Source organism: Pseudomonas sp. FP2309, from assembly GCF_030687575.1.
Lineage (GTDB): Bacteria > Pseudomonadota > Gammaproteobacteria > Pseudomonadales > Pseudomonadaceae > Aquipseudomonas.
Map to the genome: position 1 here is coordinate 4,575,230 of NZ_CP117439.1, position 19,666 is coordinate 4,594,895.

General features: G+C 58.7%; 17 protein-coding genes. 8 read left to right on the plus strand and 9 right to left on the minus strand.

The window, feature by feature from the left end; genetic code table 11:
• The first annotated feature begins 67 nt into the window (after positions 1-67).
• The gene (trbL, locus tag PSH59_RS21035; protein WP_305393583.1) at positions 68-1,615 is read left to right on the plus strand and encodes a P-type conjugative transfer protein TrbL; all 1,548 of its coding nucleotides are present in this window, start codon (positions 68-70) and stop codon (positions 1,613-1,615) included.
• A gap of 2 nt (positions 1,616-1,617) precedes the next feature.
• The gene (locus PSH59_RS21040; protein ID WP_095067077.1) at positions 1,618-1,938 is read left to right on the plus strand and encodes a hypothetical protein; all 321 of its coding nucleotides are present in this window, start codon (positions 1,618-1,620) and stop codon (positions 1,936-1,938) included.
• Positions 1,939-2,221: 283 nt separating this feature from the next.
• On the opposite strand, the gene PSH59_RS21045 is transcribed toward PSH59_RS21040, so the two are convergent.
• Together PSH59_RS21045 and PSH59_RS21050 are read right to left on the minus strand one after the other, a co-directional pair.
• Positions 2,222-3,577, minus strand: coding sequence for a replication protein (locus PSH59_RS21045; RefSeq protein WP_122320968.1), 1,356 nt, complete (start codon positions 3,575-3,577; stop codon positions 2,222-2,224).
• Between the two features lie 126 nt (positions 3,578-3,703).
• The gene (locus tag PSH59_RS21050; RefSeq protein ID WP_222276907.1) at positions 3,704-3,922 is read right to left on the minus strand and encodes an AlpA family transcriptional regulator; all 219 of its coding nucleotides are present in this window, start codon (positions 3,920-3,922) and stop codon (positions 3,704-3,706) included.
• An 85-nt stretch (positions 3,923-4,007) separates the two neighbouring features.
• Between PSH59_RS21050 and PSH59_RS21055 the strand changes: the two genes are divergently transcribed.
• Positions 4,008-4,958, plus strand: coding sequence for a LuxR family transcriptional regulator (locus PSH59_RS21055; protein ID WP_305393585.1), 951 nt, complete (start codon positions 4,008-4,010; stop codon positions 4,956-4,958).
• Between the two features lie 132 nt (positions 4,959-5,090).
• Positions 5,091-5,945, plus strand: coding sequence for a YecA family protein (locus PSH59_RS21060; RefSeq protein WP_305393586.1), 855 nt, complete (start codon positions 5,091-5,093; stop codon positions 5,943-5,945).
• A gap of 287 nt (positions 5,946-6,232) precedes the next feature.
• Here PSH59_RS21060 and PSH59_RS21065 read toward each other — a convergent pair whose 3' ends face one another.
• The 5 genes from PSH59_RS21065 to PSH59_RS21085 form a co-directional block, all read right to left on the minus strand.
• Positions 6,233-7,444: a site-specific integrase gene (locus PSH59_RS21065; RefSeq protein ID WP_305395322.1), complete on the minus strand. Its 1,212-nt coding sequence runs from the start codon at positions 7,442-7,444 to the stop codon at positions 6,233-6,235.
• 307 nt (positions 7,445-7,751) lie between these two features.
• Entirely contained in the window at positions 7,752-9,329 is a 1,578-nt protein-coding gene (guaA, locus tag PSH59_RS21070) for a glutamine-hydrolyzing GMP synthase (protein ID WP_248079827.1), read from the minus strand.
• Between the two features lie 81 nt (positions 9,330-9,410).
• Positions 9,411-10,880, minus strand: a complete 1,470-nt coding sequence (guaB, locus tag PSH59_RS21075; RefSeq protein WP_305393587.1) for an IMP dehydrogenase — start codon at positions 10,878-10,880, stop codon at positions 9,411-9,413.
• 104 nt (positions 10,881-10,984) lie between these two features.
• Positions 10,985-11,533, minus strand: coding sequence for a sugar ABC transporter ATPase (locus PSH59_RS21080; RefSeq protein WP_305393588.1), 549 nt, complete (start codon positions 11,531-11,533; stop codon positions 10,985-10,987).
• Between the two features lie 70 nt (positions 11,534-11,603).
• Complete coding sequence (locus PSH59_RS21085) at positions 11,604-12,371, minus strand: sulfite exporter TauE/SafE family protein (RefSeq protein ID WP_305393589.1); 768 nt, start codon at positions 12,369-12,371, stop codon at positions 11,604-11,606.
• A 99-nt stretch (positions 12,372-12,470) separates the two neighbouring features.
• Here PSH59_RS21085 and PSH59_RS21090 point away from each other — a divergent pair, with 99 nt between their 5' ends.
• The 4 genes from PSH59_RS21090 to leuA all read left to right on the plus strand — a co-directional run bounded on the left by PSH59_RS21090 (position 12,471) and on the right by leuA (position 17,577).
• Positions 12,471-13,361, plus strand: coding sequence for a LysR family transcriptional regulator (locus PSH59_RS21090; RefSeq protein WP_305393590.1), 891 nt, complete (start codon positions 12,471-12,473; stop codon positions 13,359-13,361).
• A 9-nt stretch (positions 13,362-13,370) separates the two neighbouring features.
• The gene (gene xseA, locus PSH59_RS21095) at positions 13,371-14,750 is read left to right on the plus strand and encodes an exodeoxyribonuclease VII large subunit (RefSeq protein WP_305393591.1); all 1,380 of its coding nucleotides are present in this window, start codon (positions 13,371-13,373) and stop codon (positions 14,748-14,750) included.
• 3 nt (positions 14,751-14,753) lie between these two features.
• Positions 14,754-15,575 (plus strand): M23 family metallopeptidase, encoded by an 822-nt coding sequence (locus PSH59_RS21100; RefSeq protein ID WP_248079815.1) that lies wholly within the window; start codon positions 14,754-14,756, stop codon positions 15,573-15,575.
• 322 nt (positions 15,576-15,897) lie between these two features.
• Complete coding sequence (gene leuA / locus PSH59_RS21105; RefSeq protein WP_248079813.1) at positions 15,898-17,577, plus strand: 2-isopropylmalate synthase; 1,680 nt, start codon at positions 15,898-15,900, stop codon at positions 17,575-17,577.
• A gap of 92 nt (positions 17,578-17,669) precedes the next feature.
• Here the strand turns inward: leuA and PSH59_RS21110 are convergent, their stop codons facing one another.
• The gene (locus tag PSH59_RS21110; protein WP_305393592.1) at positions 17,670-18,461 is read right to left on the minus strand and encodes an amidohydrolase; all 792 of its coding nucleotides are present in this window, start codon (positions 18,459-18,461) and stop codon (positions 17,670-17,672) included.
• Positions 18,449-19,597 (minus strand): pyridoxal phosphate-dependent aminotransferase, encoded by a 1,149-nt coding sequence (locus PSH59_RS21115; protein ID WP_305393593.1) that lies wholly within the window; start codon positions 19,595-19,597, stop codon positions 18,449-18,451. The genes PSH59_RS21110 and PSH59_RS21115 overlap by 13 nt, the downstream gene beginning before the upstream one ends.
• Between the last annotated feature and the right edge of the window lie 69 nt (positions 19,598-19,666).

Sequence of the window (19,666 nt, forward strand, 5' to 3'; positions counted from 1 at the left end):
AGAGTGACGCTGATACTTCGTTTGAAGCACGCCCGAATACTCGCGGCGGCGTTAAGGGGTACTAGCTATGGATACTCGCCTACTGTTGTTCCTCGCCTTGGCGAGTGCATTTGTGAGCGGAGATGCTATGGCCGCGACCGACCTTTCCCATGCCGACACATCGGTGCAGGGCCTACTCGACCTCGTTTTGCAGCAGTCGCATCAGTGGTCAGGAAAGCTGTATGACTATGCGATCAGATTATTCTGGCTATTAGCCTCGATTCAGTTCGTCTGGACGTTCATACCTTTGGTCATGAAGCAAGCCGACTTCGGCGAGATTGTCGGCGAGCTGCTGCGCTTCGTGCTGGTGGTCGGCTTCTTCCTTGCTGTTATGAAGTACTCGGTGGAGTGGTCATCTGCCATTGTCGATAGTTTCCGCGATGCGGCTGCGTCTGCGAGCGGCCTCGGGCGTGCATTAGAACCCGGCGATATGCTGGCGGTTGCACTGGATTTCGGCCGCACTATGGTAAAGGGCATATCAGTGTTTTCTCCGGCCAAAGGACTTCTGATCGCAGTATGCGCAATCCTTGTATTGGCGTGTTTCGCCTTCATCGCTGCATTCATGTTCGTAACGCTCGTAGAGTCTTACGTCATCATCAATGCTTCGGTGCTGTTCTTTGGCTTTGGCGGCTCACAATGGACGCGTGATTTTGCGATCGCCCCAATGCGCTTCACCGTCGCAATCGGAGCCAAGCTGTTCGTCTTAACGCTAATCGTCGGCTTGATAGTCCAGTCGGCCAAACAGTGGTTGGCCGCCTACACCAATGACGAAGCGTCGTTGATGACGATGGTCGGTCTGGCCTTGGTGTGCTGCTATCTGACGAAGACTATTCCCGACCTGATCGGCGGCATGATTAGCGGCACGTCGATGGGTGGCGGGTCAGCCATCGGTGGTATGGCGGCCGCCGGTGCTGCCGGTGCAGCGGCGGCAATCGCAACCATCGCCACGGCCGGGGCGGCCGCTCCTGCTGCTGCCGGTGCAGCGAGTGCCGGAGGCATCAGCGGCGGCGGTATGGCAGGGGCGATCAACTCCAGTATTGCCGGTGCAAGCTCCGCTGGTGCTGCCTCGCCAGTAGGTGGCGCTACGTTCCCCGGCGTAGGGGCCAGCACTGGCGGCGGCGCAGCGGCCAAGGTGGCGAGTTCCGCAGGTGCGAAGATTGGCGGTGGTGCAGCTACCCCATCGGCTACGTCCAGCAACAGCGTCCAGCAGCCCGCTAAGCAGGCCGGGAAGGCCGCACAGAGCGGCGGTGACAATGATCAGAAAGCAACACCGAAAGGGGGAGCTGTTAGTTCCGGCAACGCACTGTCTCAAGCAGCCAATGGTGGTGCAAAAGCGCTTGGCGTAATTGCCTCGCTGACAGTGCCGGGCATGGAGAATGCCCACTCAGCGTCGCTTGGCGCTGGTCCTCCATTGCCAGCCCCCAGTGACTCCAGTTCGCCCACGTCCGCAGAGCCAGCTGGAGAAGCCGCAGGCATGGAATCCAACGTCATTCGACCAGATACGAACACCAGTTCGAGTTCCGGCCGCCTCGACGTTTCGAGAATAACCTCAAGCAACGACCAACCGGAGAAATAATCATGAATAGCATTCTAATGTTCGCTGGATTCGTAATGCTCGCCTCCACCTTAGCCATTGGCATGTGGGCGTTCGGCCGTTGGCTGCGAAGCAAAGGCTACGGGCCATTGCTCGATAGACTGGATCGACAATGCACCGCGTTGCAACTTCGAGTTAGCCCGCTGGCCCTTTCGGCTTCCTTTCACATGTTTTCTGGAGTGCAACATCTGAATCGCCTCCCTCTATTGGGTAGCAAGAGCAATGCTGCTCAAGCCCAGCAAATTCTGACTGCGATCCGAGCGGCGCAGGAAGCCCAAAGGCTCGACTCCTCCGTCAACCGCTGACCCTACAACCCCCCGCCAGAGTGCGGGGGTTTGTTTCCCGGGGCCACCAAATCCAAGTAGTACGCACGGACTTGTCTCAGCTAACCCCTTCAGCCCCCGCACGTAAGCGTAATCTCCCCCTGAGTTCGAAACCCAGGCCGCCTATTACTTCGGACCAGCACCCTACTGGCACTCCATCAGAACGACGCCCCCAGACAGCCTTGATCCAACGCGCGGAAGGCTCTGCCATTAGTAATACGCACGGACTTTGAACACTTAGACCATCGGCCTGGACGGGCCGCCGTCAAAGCGCGGGGGCTTCGCCATTAGTAATACGGACGGACTTTGAACACTCTACGGCCGGAGCTTTGAGATAGCCCGAGACGGCTCCCACGGACACCGCCATTCGCTTAGCGATGGCTCGCACGCTCAGGCCTTCGCGTCTGAGGGCCTGCGCCTGCGCCTGCTTAGCGTTGGCAGACTCAAGGTAGGTTTCTCGGTCTACAGAACCGGCAGCTCGCCTCCGAAGCTCATGGCGCCTCCTATCGCGCTCTGCAGCCTCGACCCGACTGACAATAGTCTTGAGCTGGCGTTGTTCGTCGGCAGTGATCCCGAACAAGTTGATAAGGGTGTCGTTCTTCGGCGTGTACAGCGGCGCGTAGTCCTTGCCACCAAAGCTAACTTTGTCCCCGGCCTCATAGGCTTTGGCCTTGCTGAACAGGGTCATAAGCTCTTTCGAGCGGCTATTCCACTGCGGATCAAGTTCGCGGGCCAGCGCGGCCGCTTCGTGGTACATCAGCTTGCTATTGGTCGCCCCGGACAGCAGCAGGAAATTCAATCGCCAAAACAGGTGCTGCATCCGGCTGCCCTCACCGACACCACCGCGCAGCTCGGCCAGCTTGCGCAGGTCTTCCAGCCGATCCCACGCGAGCTGTCGGCCGGAAAACCCGCGCAGATTGTCAGCTTTGCTGCCGGGCACCAAAAGGAAACGCTTACCCGTTGCGCGCTGTTCGGCCTGTTTCTGTTGCTCCTGCCGTTGCTGCTCGATAGTCCATCGGGCTGCCGGTAGCAGGGCCTCGGCCAGATACTCGAAGTTGTAGCGGATCGGCTGACCATCAAGGCCGCTCTGGACGTGAACCACGCGGCAGACTTTGCCGCTCTTGCTGTTGACCGTCTCGACGGTACGCAGCACGCGGCTGGCGTCCTTGGCCATTGGGTCGGCCCCGACGTGCGCGAGGCGATCCACAAGGTAGCGTTGGCAGGCGTTCCAGCGGGGTAGGGCCTGTCGTGGAATGGTGCCCTCCAGCAACCATTTGGCCTGTATGCCCCGGCCGCTGTAGATCAGCACGGACGGCGGCGGCAAGCCCTCTTCGGCGCAGAAGTATAGGACGGACGCGGCCAGTTGGTCAGGCGCTCGCCCAGCCAGCGCGGGCACGCGGTAGGTGTCGAGGTCGGCGAACAGCAGGCCAAGCCGCAGAAGATTAACGACTCGCCGATTGGGTCGGATAAACTCTGCCTGGGACATCCACGTGTCACGTTTTTTGTCCAACAAACTGAGCACTTTTGGCATATCAGCCAAACGATGAGAGGACTGGCGCTTTTCACCTTGGGAGTCGACGAGCAACGAAAAAAAACCGGCTCTCGTCCTATCGTGGTACATCTGCGCTTCGTCCTGAGAGCTGAAAAGCGCAAGCTGTAAACTTGCGCTTTTCAGCTCTACAAGGTCGTTTGCAGTGTCTGAGTAAGGACGCGATGTCGACCTTGTCTCAGGCCTGAACCCCACCGCTCAGACTGCCATTCCTGGCCTAGGAGCGGGGCCGGACTCCCTGCATGTATCAATCCACTCCTCTATCTCGGCTAAATCCCACACGACCTTGCGGCTACTCACCGCAATTCGACGTGGAAATTTACCCTTCATTTCAAAGTTATAGATCGTGCGCTCACACAGCGGGATCATCGCCAGGAGTGTCTTTTTGTCGATTAGTTTTTTGCTCGATGAATGCATCATAGCTAGGCCCTATCAGTCACAGCGAATGTGTGCCTGATCGTGCCTTTAGGTGCCTATTGCTTCGACAGAATGATTGGCTAGAATGGTTGACATGAAAAAACAAACGACCATAGCTATTTGGGAGGGGTGTGATGCCTCCGTCGCAGAGGCCCTTCACCGATTCCTTGATCGCTGGGAGCCCTACTCCACAGCATCTAAACGCTATCCGATCGTTCGTCTGGTCGAAGAGCTTATCGACGCTGCCGTGGCGTCATATGCCGAAACGCTTCCATCGCGTTATCAGGACCATATACCCGGGGCAGGAACGAATGTAGCGTTCAGCGCGATTATCCAGCTTGTTGGCATTGCCGCTATGGTGCGCCTACAGCGTCAGCTGCTACGAGCTTTTGTTCTGACTCACGACAAGCAGTCGGGGGATGATCGCTGCTTCATTGCGACGCTTGAGACGTTGATAGAACTGGTGCTGGCATGTAAGCGCAAGCAGCCGTATACCAAGGATATGGACGGTTTGAACGGTCAACGCTTGAAGGGGTTTTGTAGATTCTGCGGCGCGCGAGCAGAGCTAGCATTGTTCGCAGAAGGTGAAGGTCAGCGTGACCTTGATGAACACCTACGCCTGAGCAACCTGTACTGCACCACCCACCGCCCAAAGACACCAGATGGACGCTGGAATCCGGCATACAGGCAAGCAATGAGATCGGTAGCGCAGTTCGACCTAGAGCTGGCCAGATTGAGCAGACAATGCGCGATACGAGCAGAGCCTAAGGCAAAGTCAGGTGACGAGCTCGTCGACGCTTATATCTTTCGATACATGCTTAGCCAAACCCTACACCTAGCGGACGAAGCGGAGCTAAGAAATCTCGCTCGATTAATGGTGGACATGAAGCTGACAGACCGAAGAAAGCAAATCCTCGTACTGCAAAAACTTGGCTTCAACCAGTCAGAAATTGCTCGCAGACTGGAGATCGAACGCCAAGCAGTATCCAAAACTCTTCGCTCAATTCCTGATTGCTTTCGACTTTCGACAGCATGAGTAGTTTAACACGCGCTGCTACAAATATTGACAATCAGTATATTTTTTAAGAGCACACTTATCAATGCCGAAGCCACACGCCAATAAAATATTAAGCACTCACAATTCAAAAATCCTTAAAGAGATATAATTATGTCCAGCACTAAACCAGGGCGAAATAAGCCGTGCCCTTGCGGCTCCGGGTATAAGTATAAATTTTGCCACTATGCAATCGATACAACCAAACCAGAACGTCCCACAAAAAATATTTTCAATATTAGCCCCGAAGGGCACGAACTCCTATACTCGCTCATGAATATTTCTCGGCAGGCGGATATACCGCTACACGAACTATGCATGGAAAACGGGCTGTATTACTTCAAAGACATAACAATAGCTCAATGGGAAAAAATCACTGAATCCTTTGCAAAGGATTCGTCATCCACAATGGAACTATTGCAGAATGCTTGGGAGGAAACAAACGATGCCGAGTATTTCAATAGAATGCTTGAAAACTGCTCAAATATAAGCCCGCTTATAAAGAAAAGAGAAAAAACAATTTCTCAAATTGTGACCAGCCATTTCAGCGAAATGTATGAGATCGCCATCCCTGCATCATTCATGGTGATCGAGGGACTTTTTAGAGAGTATAACAACATCTCATTCGAGGCGAATCAAGGGATAAGTTACAAGATCAATCTTGAGCCTTATGAAAACACAATGCTTTACGCTGACATGTCCGCAACCTTATACTTCACAAAGTTCCTGAATAAACTTATGACAGGTAAGCCTGGTGACACCTCGATTCATCGAAACCCTGTTATGCACGGCGCAGACAATGAATTCCCCACCAAGCGAAACTCGCTATTACTCTTGCTCACCATATTTGAATTCGCAAGACTAGAAACATCTTTAAAGCTTTGGCCACCGAAACCGGAAACCAAGGACGGAAAACACTTCCTGAACGGATATGAAATAAAAATGAGAGAAAACTTTAATCCAAAATAAAGCTAGTCGCGATCCAGTTCCGCCAGACTAGGACAATCAACCATTAATTTCAATGGTTAGCAGTGAACTATTCCCGCTTGACCTGCGTAGCTGCGGCAATCTTCGTCAGTTCGAAAATCTGCAATCATTTGTTAGCAGTCAATCTTAAATTACTGCTTCCCCCTCTGCCATGCGTGCGACCGGTCATATCCAACGCAGATGACTGGTCAACACCGATGAGGACCACTTTTTAGGTGTAGTGCAACTCCCTATCAAGTAATTAGCTGAAAAGAGAGCGACCTTCCAAGCTACCCATTTATTTTGCGAGGTTTCTTCAGCGTCCATTCATCGAGCATATCGGCCCAATCCTGCAACATCGCTCGCCGCTGATCCCGGTACTCGGCCTTGTTGTAAACGGCTCGAACGCCTTTCTGCTCATGCGCAAGACACTTCTCGATCCAGTCAGAGTTGTAACCCGCCTCATGCAGCAGCGTGCTAGCTGTGCGGCGTAGGTCGTGGGGGCCGAATTTTCCTAGCGGCACCCCCTCCTTTTGGGCAAGGCGATAGGTCAGTGTCAGTACCTGGTTGATAGTGGCGGCACTCATTGGCAAATCGGAGTCGTAGCGTGACGGCAGGATGTAATCAGAACCTCCGGCCAAAGTTTTCAACGCAATGAAGAAATCCAATGCCTGCCGGGACAGAAACACCAAATGAGGGTTTCGGCGCTTCATCCGCTCTTTGGGGATCGTCCATAGCGCCTCGCTGAAATTGATTTCACTCCACGTCGCATTGGTCAGCTCGCTTTTGCGCACCATCGTTAGCAGCAGGAGTTTGGCTGCGGCACGAACCGACGTCGCTGTTCCGATCCGATCCATGTACTGGTACATCAGCGCAATTTCATCAGGCGTCAGCGCCCGATCACGTGGCTCAAATTTGGCGATGCTGGCAGACCTCACTAGGTCAGCTGGGTTTTCAACCTTCTGGCCACGCTCAATGGCCCAGCGATAGACCTGTAGCACGATCTCACGGGAGTGGACAGCAGTTGCAGGCGCCCCCCGCTCCACTATCGCATCAGTCAGCGCCCGCAGATCCTCATGAGTGATTTCAGCGAGCTTCTGATTGCCAAACTTCGGCTTCAATTCGCGCTCATAGACTGACCGGCGCATATCTCGTGTCGAGTCCGCCATCTGATAGCCGCGCAGCCATTTTTCAGCCCAATCATCGAAGGTCTCCGCGCCCTTCGTGCGGGCCTTCGCACGCGCCTTCTCCTTAGCAGGCGACTTACCTGCGGCGATCATCTTCTTCGCCTCCCCTAGCCGCTCACGTGCCTCTGCCAGGGTGATCCCGCCCAAGCCATAACGACCGAAGGTAATGGTTTCCTGCCTGCCATTGATGGAGTAGTTATAGCGAAAGGAGATTGAGCCGGCTGGGGTGACGGCCACGTACAAGCCGTCACGGTCAATTACCTTGTAGAGCTTGTCCTGGGGCTTGAGATTTCGAAGCTTGGTATCGGTGAGCATGGCTTCCACTAATTCCATAAAAAAATACCATGCCCTGAAAAGCGCGGACAAATGAGGTCTGTCCCCAGTAAAACCGGGCCTTTTGGCCACCTCGATACCATGCTAACCTTGGAACAAGAGACATGGTATTGAGCGTCATGCATGGCATTGGATGCAGTCAGTACCCCAGAACGTGCCACATAAGCACCGTGCTTGGCGATGCAGAATGCTACCTGAATTTGCCAGACCCAAAAAGCCAAAAGCCCGCAATTACGCGGGCTCCAGGGCATTTCTTGCTAGATCGTGCCGGACAATGCCGGACGCCCAATCATTCCCACTCAATCGTCGCCGGCGGCTTGCTCGACACGTCATAAGTAACGCGCGAGATACCTTCGATTTCGTTGATGATACGGCCGCTGACGGTCTCCAGCAGTTCGTATGGCAGGTGAGCCCAACGGGCGGTCATGAAGTCGATGGTTTCTACGGCACGCAGGGCCACGACCCAGGCGTAACGACGGCCATCGCCAACAACGCCAACGGACTTCACCGGCTGGAACACCACGAACGCCTGGCTGACTTTGTGGTACCAGTCGGCTTTGCGCAGTTCTTCGATGAAGATGTGGTCGGCACGACGCAGCAGGTCGGCGTATTCCTTTTTCACTTCACCCAGGATGCGCACGCCCAGGCCTGGGCCTGGGAAGGGGTGGCGGTAGACCATGTCGTATGGCAGGCCCAGCTCCAGGCCCAGACGGCGGACTTCGTCCTTGAACAGTTCGCGTAGCGGTTCGACCAGCTTGAGGTTCATTTCCTCAGGCAGGCCACCCACGTTGTGGTGGGACTTGATCACGTGGGCCTTGCCGCTCTTGGCGCCTGCCGACTCGATCACGTCGGGGTAGATGGTGCCCTGGGCGAGGTACTTGATGTTGTCCAGCTTGTTGGACTGGGCATCGAACACGTCGATGAAGGTGCGACCGATAATCTTGCGCTTCTTCTCCGGGTCGGACTCGCCGGCCAAGTTGTTGAGGAACTGCTCCTCGGCATTGGCGCGGATCACCTTGACGCCCATGTTCTCGGCGAACATGGCCATCACTTGCTCACCTTCGTGCAGACGCAGCAGGCCGTTGTCGACGAACACGCAGGTCAGTTGGTCGCCGATGGCTTTGTGCAGCAGCGCAGCAACCACGGAGGAGTCAACGCCGCCGGACAGGCCGAGCAGCACGTTATCGGTGCCGACCTGGGCGCGTACTTGGGCGATGGCGTCTTCAGCGATTTTCGACGGGGTCCACAGGGCTTCACACTGGCAGATGTCGAGGATGAAGCGCGACAGGATGCGCCCGCCTTGCTTGGTATGGGTCACTTCCGGGTGGAACTGCACGCCGTAGTAGCCGCGCTCGTCGTTGAACATGCCGGCGATCGGGCAGCTCGGGGTGCTGGCCAGGATGTGGAAGTCTTCCGGCATTTTGGTGACCTTGTCACCGTGGCTCATCCACACGTCGAGGCCGAACAGGCCGTCGGCGTCGATGTGGTCTTCGATGCCGTCCAGCAGGCGGCTCTTGCCGACCACGTCCACACGGGCATAACCGAATTCACGCAGTTCGGAGCCTTCGACCTTGCCGCCCAGTTGCTCGGCCATGGTCTGCATGCCGTAACAGATACCGAAGACGGGCACACCCAGGTCGAATACGGCCTGCGGGCAGCGCGGGCTGTTGGCTTCGTGCACGGACTCGGGGCCACCGGCGAGGATGACGCCTTTAGGTGCGAATTCGCGGATCGCTTCGTCGTCCATGTCGAACGGGTGCAGTTCGCAGTACACGCCGATTTCACGCACGCGGCGGGCGATCAGTTGGGTGTACTGGGAACCGAAGTCGAGGATCAGGATGCGGTGGGCGTGAATGTCGAGGGCCATGAAGTCAGTCTCGTCTAATGAATCAGAAACAACTCGGGGCTGAAAGAACAGCCCCGGTTACTTAACGTTTTGCTGGAAGCCTCAACCTACGCGGTAGTTTGGCGCTTCCTTGGTGATCTGCACGTCGTGGACATGGGATTCAGCCATGCCGGCGCCGGTGATCCGTACGAACTCTGGCTTGGTGCGCATTTCTTCGATGTCGGCGCTGCCGGTGTAGCCCATCGAGGAGCGCAGGCCGCCCATCAGTTGATGGATGATCGCGCTCAGGGTGCCCTTGTACGGCACACGGCCTTCGATGCCTTCCGGTACGAGCTTCTCGGCGCCTGCCGAAGAGTCCTGGAAGTAACGGTCGGAGGAGCCTTGGGCCTGGGACATGGCGCCCAGCGAACCCATGCCGCGGTAAGCCTTGTACGAACGGCCCTGGAACAGTTCGATCTCGCCCGGGGCCTCTTCGGTACCGGCGAACATCGAGCCCATCATCACGCAGGAGGCACCGGCAACGATGGCCTTGGACAGGTCACCGGAGAACCGGATGCCGCCGTCGGCGATCAACGGTACGCCCGTGCCTTCAAGGGCAGCGGCGACGTTGGCGATGGCGCTGATCTGCGGCACGCCCACACCGGCGACGATACGCGTGGTGCAGATGGAGCCCGGGCCGATGCCGACCTTGACGGCGTCGGCGCCAGCTTCAGCCAGGGCCTTGGCGGCAGCGCCGGTGGCGATGTTGCCGCCGATCACCTGCACGTCAGGGAAGTTCTGCTTGACCCAACGCACGCGGTCGATCACGCCTTTGGAGTGGCCGTGGGCAGTGTCGACCACTACCACGTCAACACCGGCTGCAACGAGGGCGGCCACGCGGTCGCCGGTGTCTTTACCGGTACCGACGGCAGCGCCAACACGCAGACGACCTTGGTCATCCTTGCTGGCCAGCGGGTAAGCCTTGGCTTTTTCGATGTCGTTGACGGTCATCATGCCTTTGAGGGCGAATGCGTCGTCGACGATCAGCACGCGTTCGATGCGGTGCTTGTGCAGCAGCTCGCGCACGTCGTTCTTGTCGGCGCCTTCCTTGACGGTGACCAGACGCTCTTTAGGCGTCATCACTTCGCGGACGGTGACTTCAAGACGGTTTTCGAAACGCACGTCACGGGAAGTGACGATGCCGACCAGGTCGCCATCATGCAGCACGGGAACACCGGAGATGTTGTGCAGGCGGGTCAGGTCGAACAGGTCACGCACGGTGGCGTCGGCTTCGATGGTGATCGGATCTTTCACCACACCGGCTTCGTAACGCTTGACCTTGCGCACTTCGGCAGCTTGCTGCTCGATGGTCATGTTCTTGTGGATGATACCGATACCGCCTTCCTGCGCCATGGCAATGGCCAGACGGGCTTCGGTAACGGTGTCCATCGCAGCGGAAACCAGGGGAATATTCAGCTCGATGCCACGGGTTAGGCGGGTCTTGAGACTGACTTCGTTAGGAAGCACCTCGGAATAACCGGGCACTAGGAGAATGTCGTCGAATGTCAGAGCTTCTTGGCTGATACGCAGCATCGCGGGGGCTCCCGAGCGGGAAAATGGAAGCGCGCCATTATATACATGCACCCCCCGGGTCTCAACGTAAAACTCTGACAAACTTGGTAATACTGATAGATGGATTAAAGTTCGACCTTAACCCAGCTGATCTTCTGGTCCAGCCAATCGGCAAATTCGTCGATAAAGCTCTGCTTGAACCCTGCCTCCGCCCAGTTGTTGAAGATGAATCCCAGGTTGGAAAACCCGCATTCCTGCAGGAACAGGAAGCCGTTGATGTCATCTTCATGACCACACAGCGGGCAGGTGAAGTTGTCGGTGTGGCCGGGCATCCAGTCTTCCAGGCTGTCGAACAGCGCTTCGCCCACTTCCTTGCGGCACTCCGGGCAGCCGGCTTCTTCGAGAAAACCCTTGGCCGGCGTGTAGATGCAGCGCTTGTAGATGATCTCCAGGCCATTGACCGGCTCGTTGAACGGCAGCGCCTCGGGGTACAACACCACGGCGCGGGCACCGTCGGCCAAGGCGTAGGCCATACGATTACCGGTGCGCCCGCAGGTGGTCAGTTCTTCCTTGACGATGTTCTTGCGCACCAGCCAGCGCACGATGGCCCGTGCGCGGGGTTCGTGGACCGGCAAGGTGGAAATTTTCGGAACAAGGATGCTTTGGGAATTCATGGGAGTCCGGCGGTGTGGCTGCCCCGATGGGGCCCTGAAGGCTGGCAGCTTAATCCCTGCCCCACGCAGGTCAAGTACTCAAGTAGCGCCCGATCAACGCAATGCCACTGGCCAGCACCAGCCATGTCACCAGCCGCACAAACGCCTCACGGGACATGCGCATGGTCAAGCGGCGCCCGCACCACAACCCCAGCGCCATCGCCGGCAGCAAGCACAGCGCCATCAGCAAGAGCGGCACATCGGCATACACCCCGGCAATCAGGAACAGACTCAGTCGCACCACCGTGCTGCAACTGATCAGTGCGCTTTGGGTCGCCCGCGCGGCGTCCTTGGGCAGGCGGCTGTTGAGGTAGATCGCATACAAGAAGCCGCCGCTGCCGAACAGCGCACCAAACAGCCCGCCCACTGTGCCCATGGGGATCGACCAGCCCGCCGCCAATTGCGTGGGGCGCGCTTTCACCGCCAGGGTGTAGATGGCGTAGGCGCTGATAAACAGCCCCATCAACAACAGCAACAGATCCGAATGCAGGTTGAGCAAAAACACCACACCGAGCGTGCAACCGATGGCCATGCACGGCAGCAATCGCAGCAACTCCGGTTTGTTCACCTCCCGCCGGGCTTGCAACAGGCCGCCAAAGGCCGCGACAAAATCCAGCAACACCAGCAATGGGATGATCTTCGACAACGGCATAAACAGGAGCAGGACCGGCCCCGCCACCAGCGCCGTGCCAAAGCCGGCAATGCCAAACACGATGTACGCCACCGCCACACCCAGGCCGATCACCAGCCAATCCATACCGCCAAACGACCACTGGCTCATCAGCTCAACCGGACTCATGGGGCATTCCTTGAAAGAGATGGCTTTTACTTTAGTCATCGAGAAGGGATGCGACTAATATCTTCAAAGCGCTCAAGCCATCTCAAAAAGGCATCCCCCGTGATTTCCACTCGCCAACTGCGCTATTTCGTCGAAATCGCTGACAGCGGCAGCTTCAGCGCGGCGGCCGAGCGTCTGTTCGTGGCGCAATCGGCGTTGAGCCGGCAGATCAAGTCGCTGGAAAACCACCTGCAGACACCGCTGTTCGAGCGCACCGCGCGCCAGCCCCGGCTGACCGCAGCCGGCGAAGCCTTTTATCCTCGGGCGCGTAACCTGCTGAGTGAGTTGCTCAAGGCCAGTGAAATGGCGACCCAGGTCGGCAACGGCAGAGTCGGCACCCTGCGCCTGAGCCATTCGAGCACCGTGCCGATGAGCGGCCTTTTGCTGCACGGCGTCAGCACCTGGCTGCAGCGCTGCCCCGGCGTGTCGATGGACATCGTCAAATTGTCTTCCGAGGCCCAATTGGAGGAGATCGCCGACGGGCGCCTGGACGCTGGCTTGCTGCGCCTGCCGGTGTTACGCCAGCGCGAAGGGGTGCAGGTACGGCCTTTATATAGCGAGCAATTGCTGCTGGCTGTGCCGCCAGATCACCCGCTGGCGCGCAGTGACAGGCCCGTCGAACTGACGCAACTCAAGGACGAAGCGTTTATCTCGATTCCCCATCCACAGCGCGGAGGCTTGAGTTATCTGTCGGCTGAACTGTGCATGCGCGCCGGATTTTTTCCCAAGGCGGCGCGGGTGATGTCGCGCAAGACCACCCAATTGCAGTTGATTCAGGCCGGCTTCGGTATCGCCTTGTTGCCCAAATCCATGCAAGACATTGCGCCCACCAACGTGCAGTTTTTACCCCTGGCCGATCCGGACTGCCTCAGTACCGTGGCCGTGGCCTGCCAGCAGGCGCCGAGCCCGCTGGTGGAGCAATTCTGTCAAACCTTGCACGAATGCCTATAAACTGCCGCCATGATTAAAGACCCCTTTGCCCGTCTGGGCCTGGACCGTGAAGTCCTGACTGTCAGCCAACTCAACGGCCGTGCGCGGGTGTTGCTGGAAGACGTGTTCACCAATATCTGGGTTGAAGGCGAGATCTCCAACCTTGCCCGCCCCGCCTCCGGCCATGTGTATTTCACCCTTAAGGACAGCGGCGCCCAGGTGCGTTGTGCGTTGTTTCGCAACAATGCCGCGCGGGTGCGCCAGGCGTTGAAGGATGGCCTGGCGGTGAAGGTGCGTGGCAAGGTCTCGTTGTTCGAGGGCCGTGGCGACTACCAACTGATCCTCGACACCGTGGAGCCCGCCGGCGATGGCGCGCTGCGCCTGGCCTTCGATGCGCTGAAGGAAAAACTCAGCGCCGAGGGTTTGTTCAGCGCCGAGCGCAAGGTGCCGCTGCCGGCCCACCCTCGACGCATTGGCATTATCAGCTCACCCACCGGCGCGGTGATCCGCGACATCATCAGCGTGTTCCGCCGTCGGGCGCCGAACATCGAACTGACCTTGATTCCGACCGCGGTTCAAGGCCGCGAAGCGATCCCGCAGATCGTGCGTGCGCTGAAACTCGCCGACGCCCGCGGCTTTGACGCGCTGATCCTGGCCCGTGGCGGCGGGTCCCTGGAAGACCTTTGGTGCTTCAACGAAGAAGCCGTCGCGCGTGCGGTGGATGCCTGTGTCACGCCGATCGTCAGCGCCGTCGGGCATGAAACCGATGTGTCCATCAGCGACTTCGTGGCCGACGTGCGTGCGCCCACCCCGTCTGCCGCCGCTGAATTGCTGGCGCCGGACGCCAGCCATCTGGTGCGCCAGGTGGAGAACCTGCATCGCCGCTTGGTGATGCTGATGCGCAATCGCCTGACTCACGACCGCCTGCGCCTGGAAGGCATGGCCCGCCGCCTGCGTCACCCCGGCGAACGTCTGCGCCAGCAGGCTCAACGCCTGGATGACCTGGACATGCGCCTGCGCCGCGCCTTCGAGCGCAGCCTCAATACCCGCCGCGAACGCTTGATCCGCCTGGAAACCCGCCTTGCCGGCCAGCACCCCGGTCGTCAGTTGGCGTTGCTGCGCCAGCGCCTGGACAGCCTCGCCGAACGCCTGCCCCGCGCCATGCGCGAAGGTCTCAAGGCCCGCCGCCTGCACCTGCAAAGCCAGGCGCAGACATTGCAGGTGGTCAGTCCACTGGCCACCTTGGCGCGTGGCTACAGCATCCTGCTGGATGAACGCGGCCAGGCCATTCGCAACGCTGCGCAAACCCATACCGGTCAGCGCCTCACCGCGCGCCTCGGTGAAGGCCAATTGCAGGTACGGGTGGAAGATAACCACCTGACGCCTGTCACCCTTTCGTTATTGGATTGATTGATGCCACGTCTTGCTAGCTTGTTGATGCTGCTGTGCCTCGCCTTGAATGCCCACGCCGATAGCTATATCAGCCGTACCTTGAACAAACCGGTGCCGGGTGGCGTTGCGGTGGTCGACCTGGGGCCTGCGGCCGGCGCGCCAAAAGCCACGTATCAAGGCAAGCCGGTGCTGGTGGTCAAGGAGCAGGACAACTGGCTGGCGATTGTCGGTATCCCCCTGAGCGTCAAGCCGGGTAACGAGCGCATCAGCAGTGGCGGGCGCAGCCTGCCGTTTATCGTGGGCTACAAGCAATACCCGGAACAGCGCATCACCTTGAAAAATAAAAGCCAGGTCAACCCAGCACCCGCCCAACTCAAGCGCATCGAGGCAGAGCTGGCCGTGCAGATCAAGGCTTACCGCAGCTTCAGCCCCAACCTGCCGAGCAACCTGGTGCTGGATAAACCAGTGAACGGGCCGCTGTCGAGCAAGTTTGGCGTACGCCGCTTTTTCAACGGCGAGGAACGCAACCCGCATTCGGGCCTGGATTTTGCGGTGCCGGCAGGCACACCGATCAAGACGCCGGCGAACGGCAAGGTGATTTTGGTCGGCAATTACTTCTTCAACGGCAACACCGTCTTCGTCGACCACGGCCAGGGTTTTATCAGCATGTTCTGCCATATGTCGACGATCGATGTGAAGGTGGGCCAGCAACTGGTGCGCGGCGCCGTGGTAGGCAAGGTCGGCGCGACAGGTCGCGCGACCGGGCCGCATATGCACTGGAATGTTAGTTTGAACGATGCACGGGTGGATCCGGCGATCTTCATCGGCGCCTTCCAGCCCTGAATGACGGGATTGCGCGCGCCGTAAAGGCCGCGCAATTAAACTCAACGTCCAGCCGTATTACCGCCATACAATCTCGCCCACCCTGCGAATAGAAGAACTTATCTCAATTTTTCTTGACTGCTTGCCATCTTTCACCCCGGCGGTTAGGGTTGAGCTTATGAAAACCTCTCACACCCTCATTCAGCTTCGCCAGCACCGCAGCCTGTGCCTCGTCAGCGCACGACTGCCAGGCTGAATCGATCTGCCTCGTCCCAAGCTTTACTCCCAACAATAGTTACACGGCAGGCCGCCTTTTCTCGGCCCCTAAACAAAGGATTTCCCGATGAGCATGCTCAAAGACCCGTCTTCGAAGTACCGCGCGTTCCCGACTATCGATATCCCGGACCGCACCTGGCCATCGAAGACCATCACCAGCGCGCCGATCTGGTGCAGCTCCGACCTGCGTGATGGCAACCAATCGCTGATCGAACCAATGGACGCGGTGAAGAAGCTGCGCTTCTGGAAAACCCTGGTCGCTGTCGGCGTCAAGGAAATCGAGGCGTCGTTCCCGGCCGCCTCGCAGACCGACTTCGACTTCGTACGCACCCTGATCGAAGACAATCACATCCCCGAGGACACCACCATCCAGGTGCTGACCCAGGGCCGTGAAGACTTGATCGCACGCACCTTCGAGTCCCTGCGCGGCGCCAAGAAAGCCATCGTGCACTTGTACAACGCCACCTCGCCGTCGTTCCGCCGTATCGTGTTCAACCAGGACAAGGACGGCATCAAGGCCATCGCGGTCAACGCGGCCAAGCTGTTCGTCAAATATGCCGCCCAGCAGCCGGAAACCCAGTGGACCTTCGAATACTCCCCGGAGACCTTCAGCGCCACTGAGCTGGAGTTCGCCAAGGAAGTCTGCGACGCCGTGATCGAGGTGTGGAACCCGACGCCTGAGCACAAAATGATCCTCAACCTGCCGGCGACGGTTGAATGCGCCACTCCGAACATCTATGCCGACCAGATCGAGTGGTTCGGCCGCCACATCAACCGTCGTGACAGCGTGATCATCAGCCTGCACACCCACAACGACCGTGGCACCGGCGTAGCCGCCACCGAGCTGGGCCTGATGGCCGGCGCTGACCGTGTCGAAGGCTGCCTGTTCGGCAACGGCGAGCGGACCGGTAACGTCGACCTGGTGACCGTGGCCTTGAACATGTACACCCAGGGCCTCGACCCGCAGTTGGACTTCTCCGACATCGACGGCGTGCGTAAAGTCGTTGAAGAGTGCAACCAGATCCAGGTGCATCCGCGTCACCCGTACGTGGGCGATTTGGTGCACACCGCATTCTCCGGCTCCCACCAAGACGCCATCCGCAAAGGCTTCAGCCAGCAGAAAGACGATGCCCTGTGGGAAGTGCCGTACTTGCCGATCGACCCGGCCGACATCGGTCGCAGCTACGAGGCAGTGATTCGTGTGAACAGCCAGTCGGGCAAAGGCGGCATCGCCTACCTGCTGGAGCAGGAATACGACATCAGCTTGCCACGCCGCATGCAGATCGAGTTCAGCCAGGTGGTTCAGGCCGAAACCGACCGCGTCGGCCTGGAGATGACCGCGCCGCAGATCTACGCCTTGCTGCAACGTGAATACCTGCAAGCCAACACCCCGTACGCGCTGGTCAGCCATCGCCTGCAGGAAGAGAACGGCAACAGTTCGGTGGAAGTGGAAGTCTCGGGCAAAGGCCAGGGCGAAACCAACCTGCACTGGAAAGGCAAAGGCTACGGCACCCTGGAAGCCCTGGTCGCTTCGCTGCCGATCAAGGTAGAGATCATGGACTACAACGAACACGCGATTGGCGCGGGCACAAACGCGAAGGCCGCCGCTTACATCGAATTGCGCGTGAACGGTGAGCGCCCGGTGCACGGCGTGGGGATTGATGAAAACATCACCACCGCCAGCTTCAAGGCGGTGTTCAGCGCGCTGAACCGCTCGCTGAGCCAGCTGGAAGCCAAAGCGGCGTAACCTTCGCCGCTATACACAAGGCCCCTGGATTCTTATCCAGGGGCCTTTTTATTGCATCGTTGAAAGCGCTCTCCTGGGTAGCCCGCTAACTGTCAGACAAACTCAAAGCGATCGGCATCCAGGTTCGCCGGAAACCTGCTGCGGTAGGCCGCCAACTCCGATGCATCCAGGCTTACCTGGAACACGCCATCGGCCTCCCCCGCGCTCAGCAATGTTTCGCCCTGGAAATCCAGCACCTGGCTGTCACCGGTATAGGCGAAACCCTTACCGTCCGTGCCCACCCGATTCACCGCCGCCACGTAACACAGGTTCTCGATGGCCCGCGCCGGCAGCAAACGGTTCCAATGCAGGCGCCGCGCGCCGGGCCAGTTGGCGGTGTACAGCAGCAGGTCGGTGTCCTGAGCATCACGGCTCCATACGGGAAAGCGCAGGTCGTAGCAAATCAGCGGGCGAATACGCCAGCCCTTCACCTCAAACTGCACCTGCTGTTCGCCGGGGGTGTAATGGTTGTGCTCACCGGCCATACGGAACAGGTGGCGCTTGTCGTAATGCAACACTTCGCCATCCGGCCGCGCCCACAGCAGCCGGTTGCGGTGGCTGCCATCGGCGGCCCGGATGATCACGCTGCCAGTGATCACAGCGTGGTACTTCGCCGCCTGGGCCTTGAGCCAATGCTGGGTGGGGCCGTTTTCGGGCTCGGCCAGAGCCTGCGAGTCCATGGAGAACCCCGTGGTGAACATCTCCGGCAGCACGATCAGGTCGGCGCCCCTAGCCTGCTCCAACAGCAACTCGAAGTGCTCAAGGTTGGCCGTGCGGTCGTGCCAGGCCAGGGTGGTCTGGACCAGGGCGATGTTCAGGTTTGGCAGTGCATTCAGATCACGCATAGTTTTTCGGCTGCTTGTTGCAGCGTCTCCTCGCGTTTAGCGAAGCACAGGCGCACCAGGCGCTGGCCTTGGGGTGGGTTCTGGTAAAACACCGAGACGGGGATCGTCGCCACACCGTGCTCGCGGGTCATCCACAACGACATGGCCACATCATCCAGGTCCGGGCGTATGCGAGAGTAGTCCACCAGTTGAAAGTAGGTGCCGGTAACGCGGGTGAACGTGAAACGCGACGGCGCCAGCAAGTCGCAGAACAGATCGCGCTTGGCCTGATAGAACGCCGGCAGCTCGTCGACGTGTTCCGGGTGTTCGGCCATGAAGTCAGCCAGCGCGTACTGCAACGGCGTCACACCGCAGAAATTGACGTACTGGTGCACCTTGCGCAGCTCCGCGGTCAGCGCCGGTGGCGCCACGACATACCCGGTTTTCCAGCCGGTGACGTGGTAGGTTTTGCCAAACGAGCTGACCACGAACGCACGCTGATACAGCTCCGGGTGAGCCAATACGCTGACATGCGGCGCGCCGTCGAATACCAAGTGTTCATAGACTTCGTCGCTGACCAGGTAGATATCCCGGTCGCGGATCAATTCGGCCAACTGGTCCAGCTCGGCGCGGCTGATCAGGGCGCCGGTGGGGTTGTGCGGGCTGTTGAGGATGATCATGCGCGTACGGGGCGACAGCGCGGCCTTGATCTTCTCGAAGTCGAGTGCGAAGCCGTGCAGGCTTAGTTGCACGTGCACGCAGCGGCCACCGGCCAGTTCGACCGAGGGATCATAACTGTCGTAACTGGGGTCGAACACGATCACTTCGTCACCGTTGCGAATCACCGCCTGGATCGCACAGAAGATCGCCGCGGTGGCGCCAGGGGTGATGGTCACTTCGCTGTCCGGGTTAACGGTGGCTCCGTAACTGCGGGCGATCTTGGCCGCCACCTGCTGGCGCAGTGCCGGCAAGCCGGTCATCGGGGAATATTGGTTATGCCCGCTGGCAACGTGCTTGCCCACGGCATCGAGCAACCCCTGGGGGCCATTGAAGTCGGGAAAGCCCTGGGACAGGTTAAGCGCACCGGTTTCGGCAGCCAGTTGCGACATGGTGGTGAAAATGGTGGTGCCGACATTCGGCAGCTTGCTGGTGATCATGGGAGCCCCCTTCGGGTGAGCTGCAAGTTGTAAGCTGCAAGCCACAAGCGGGTCAAGCGACAAACCGCC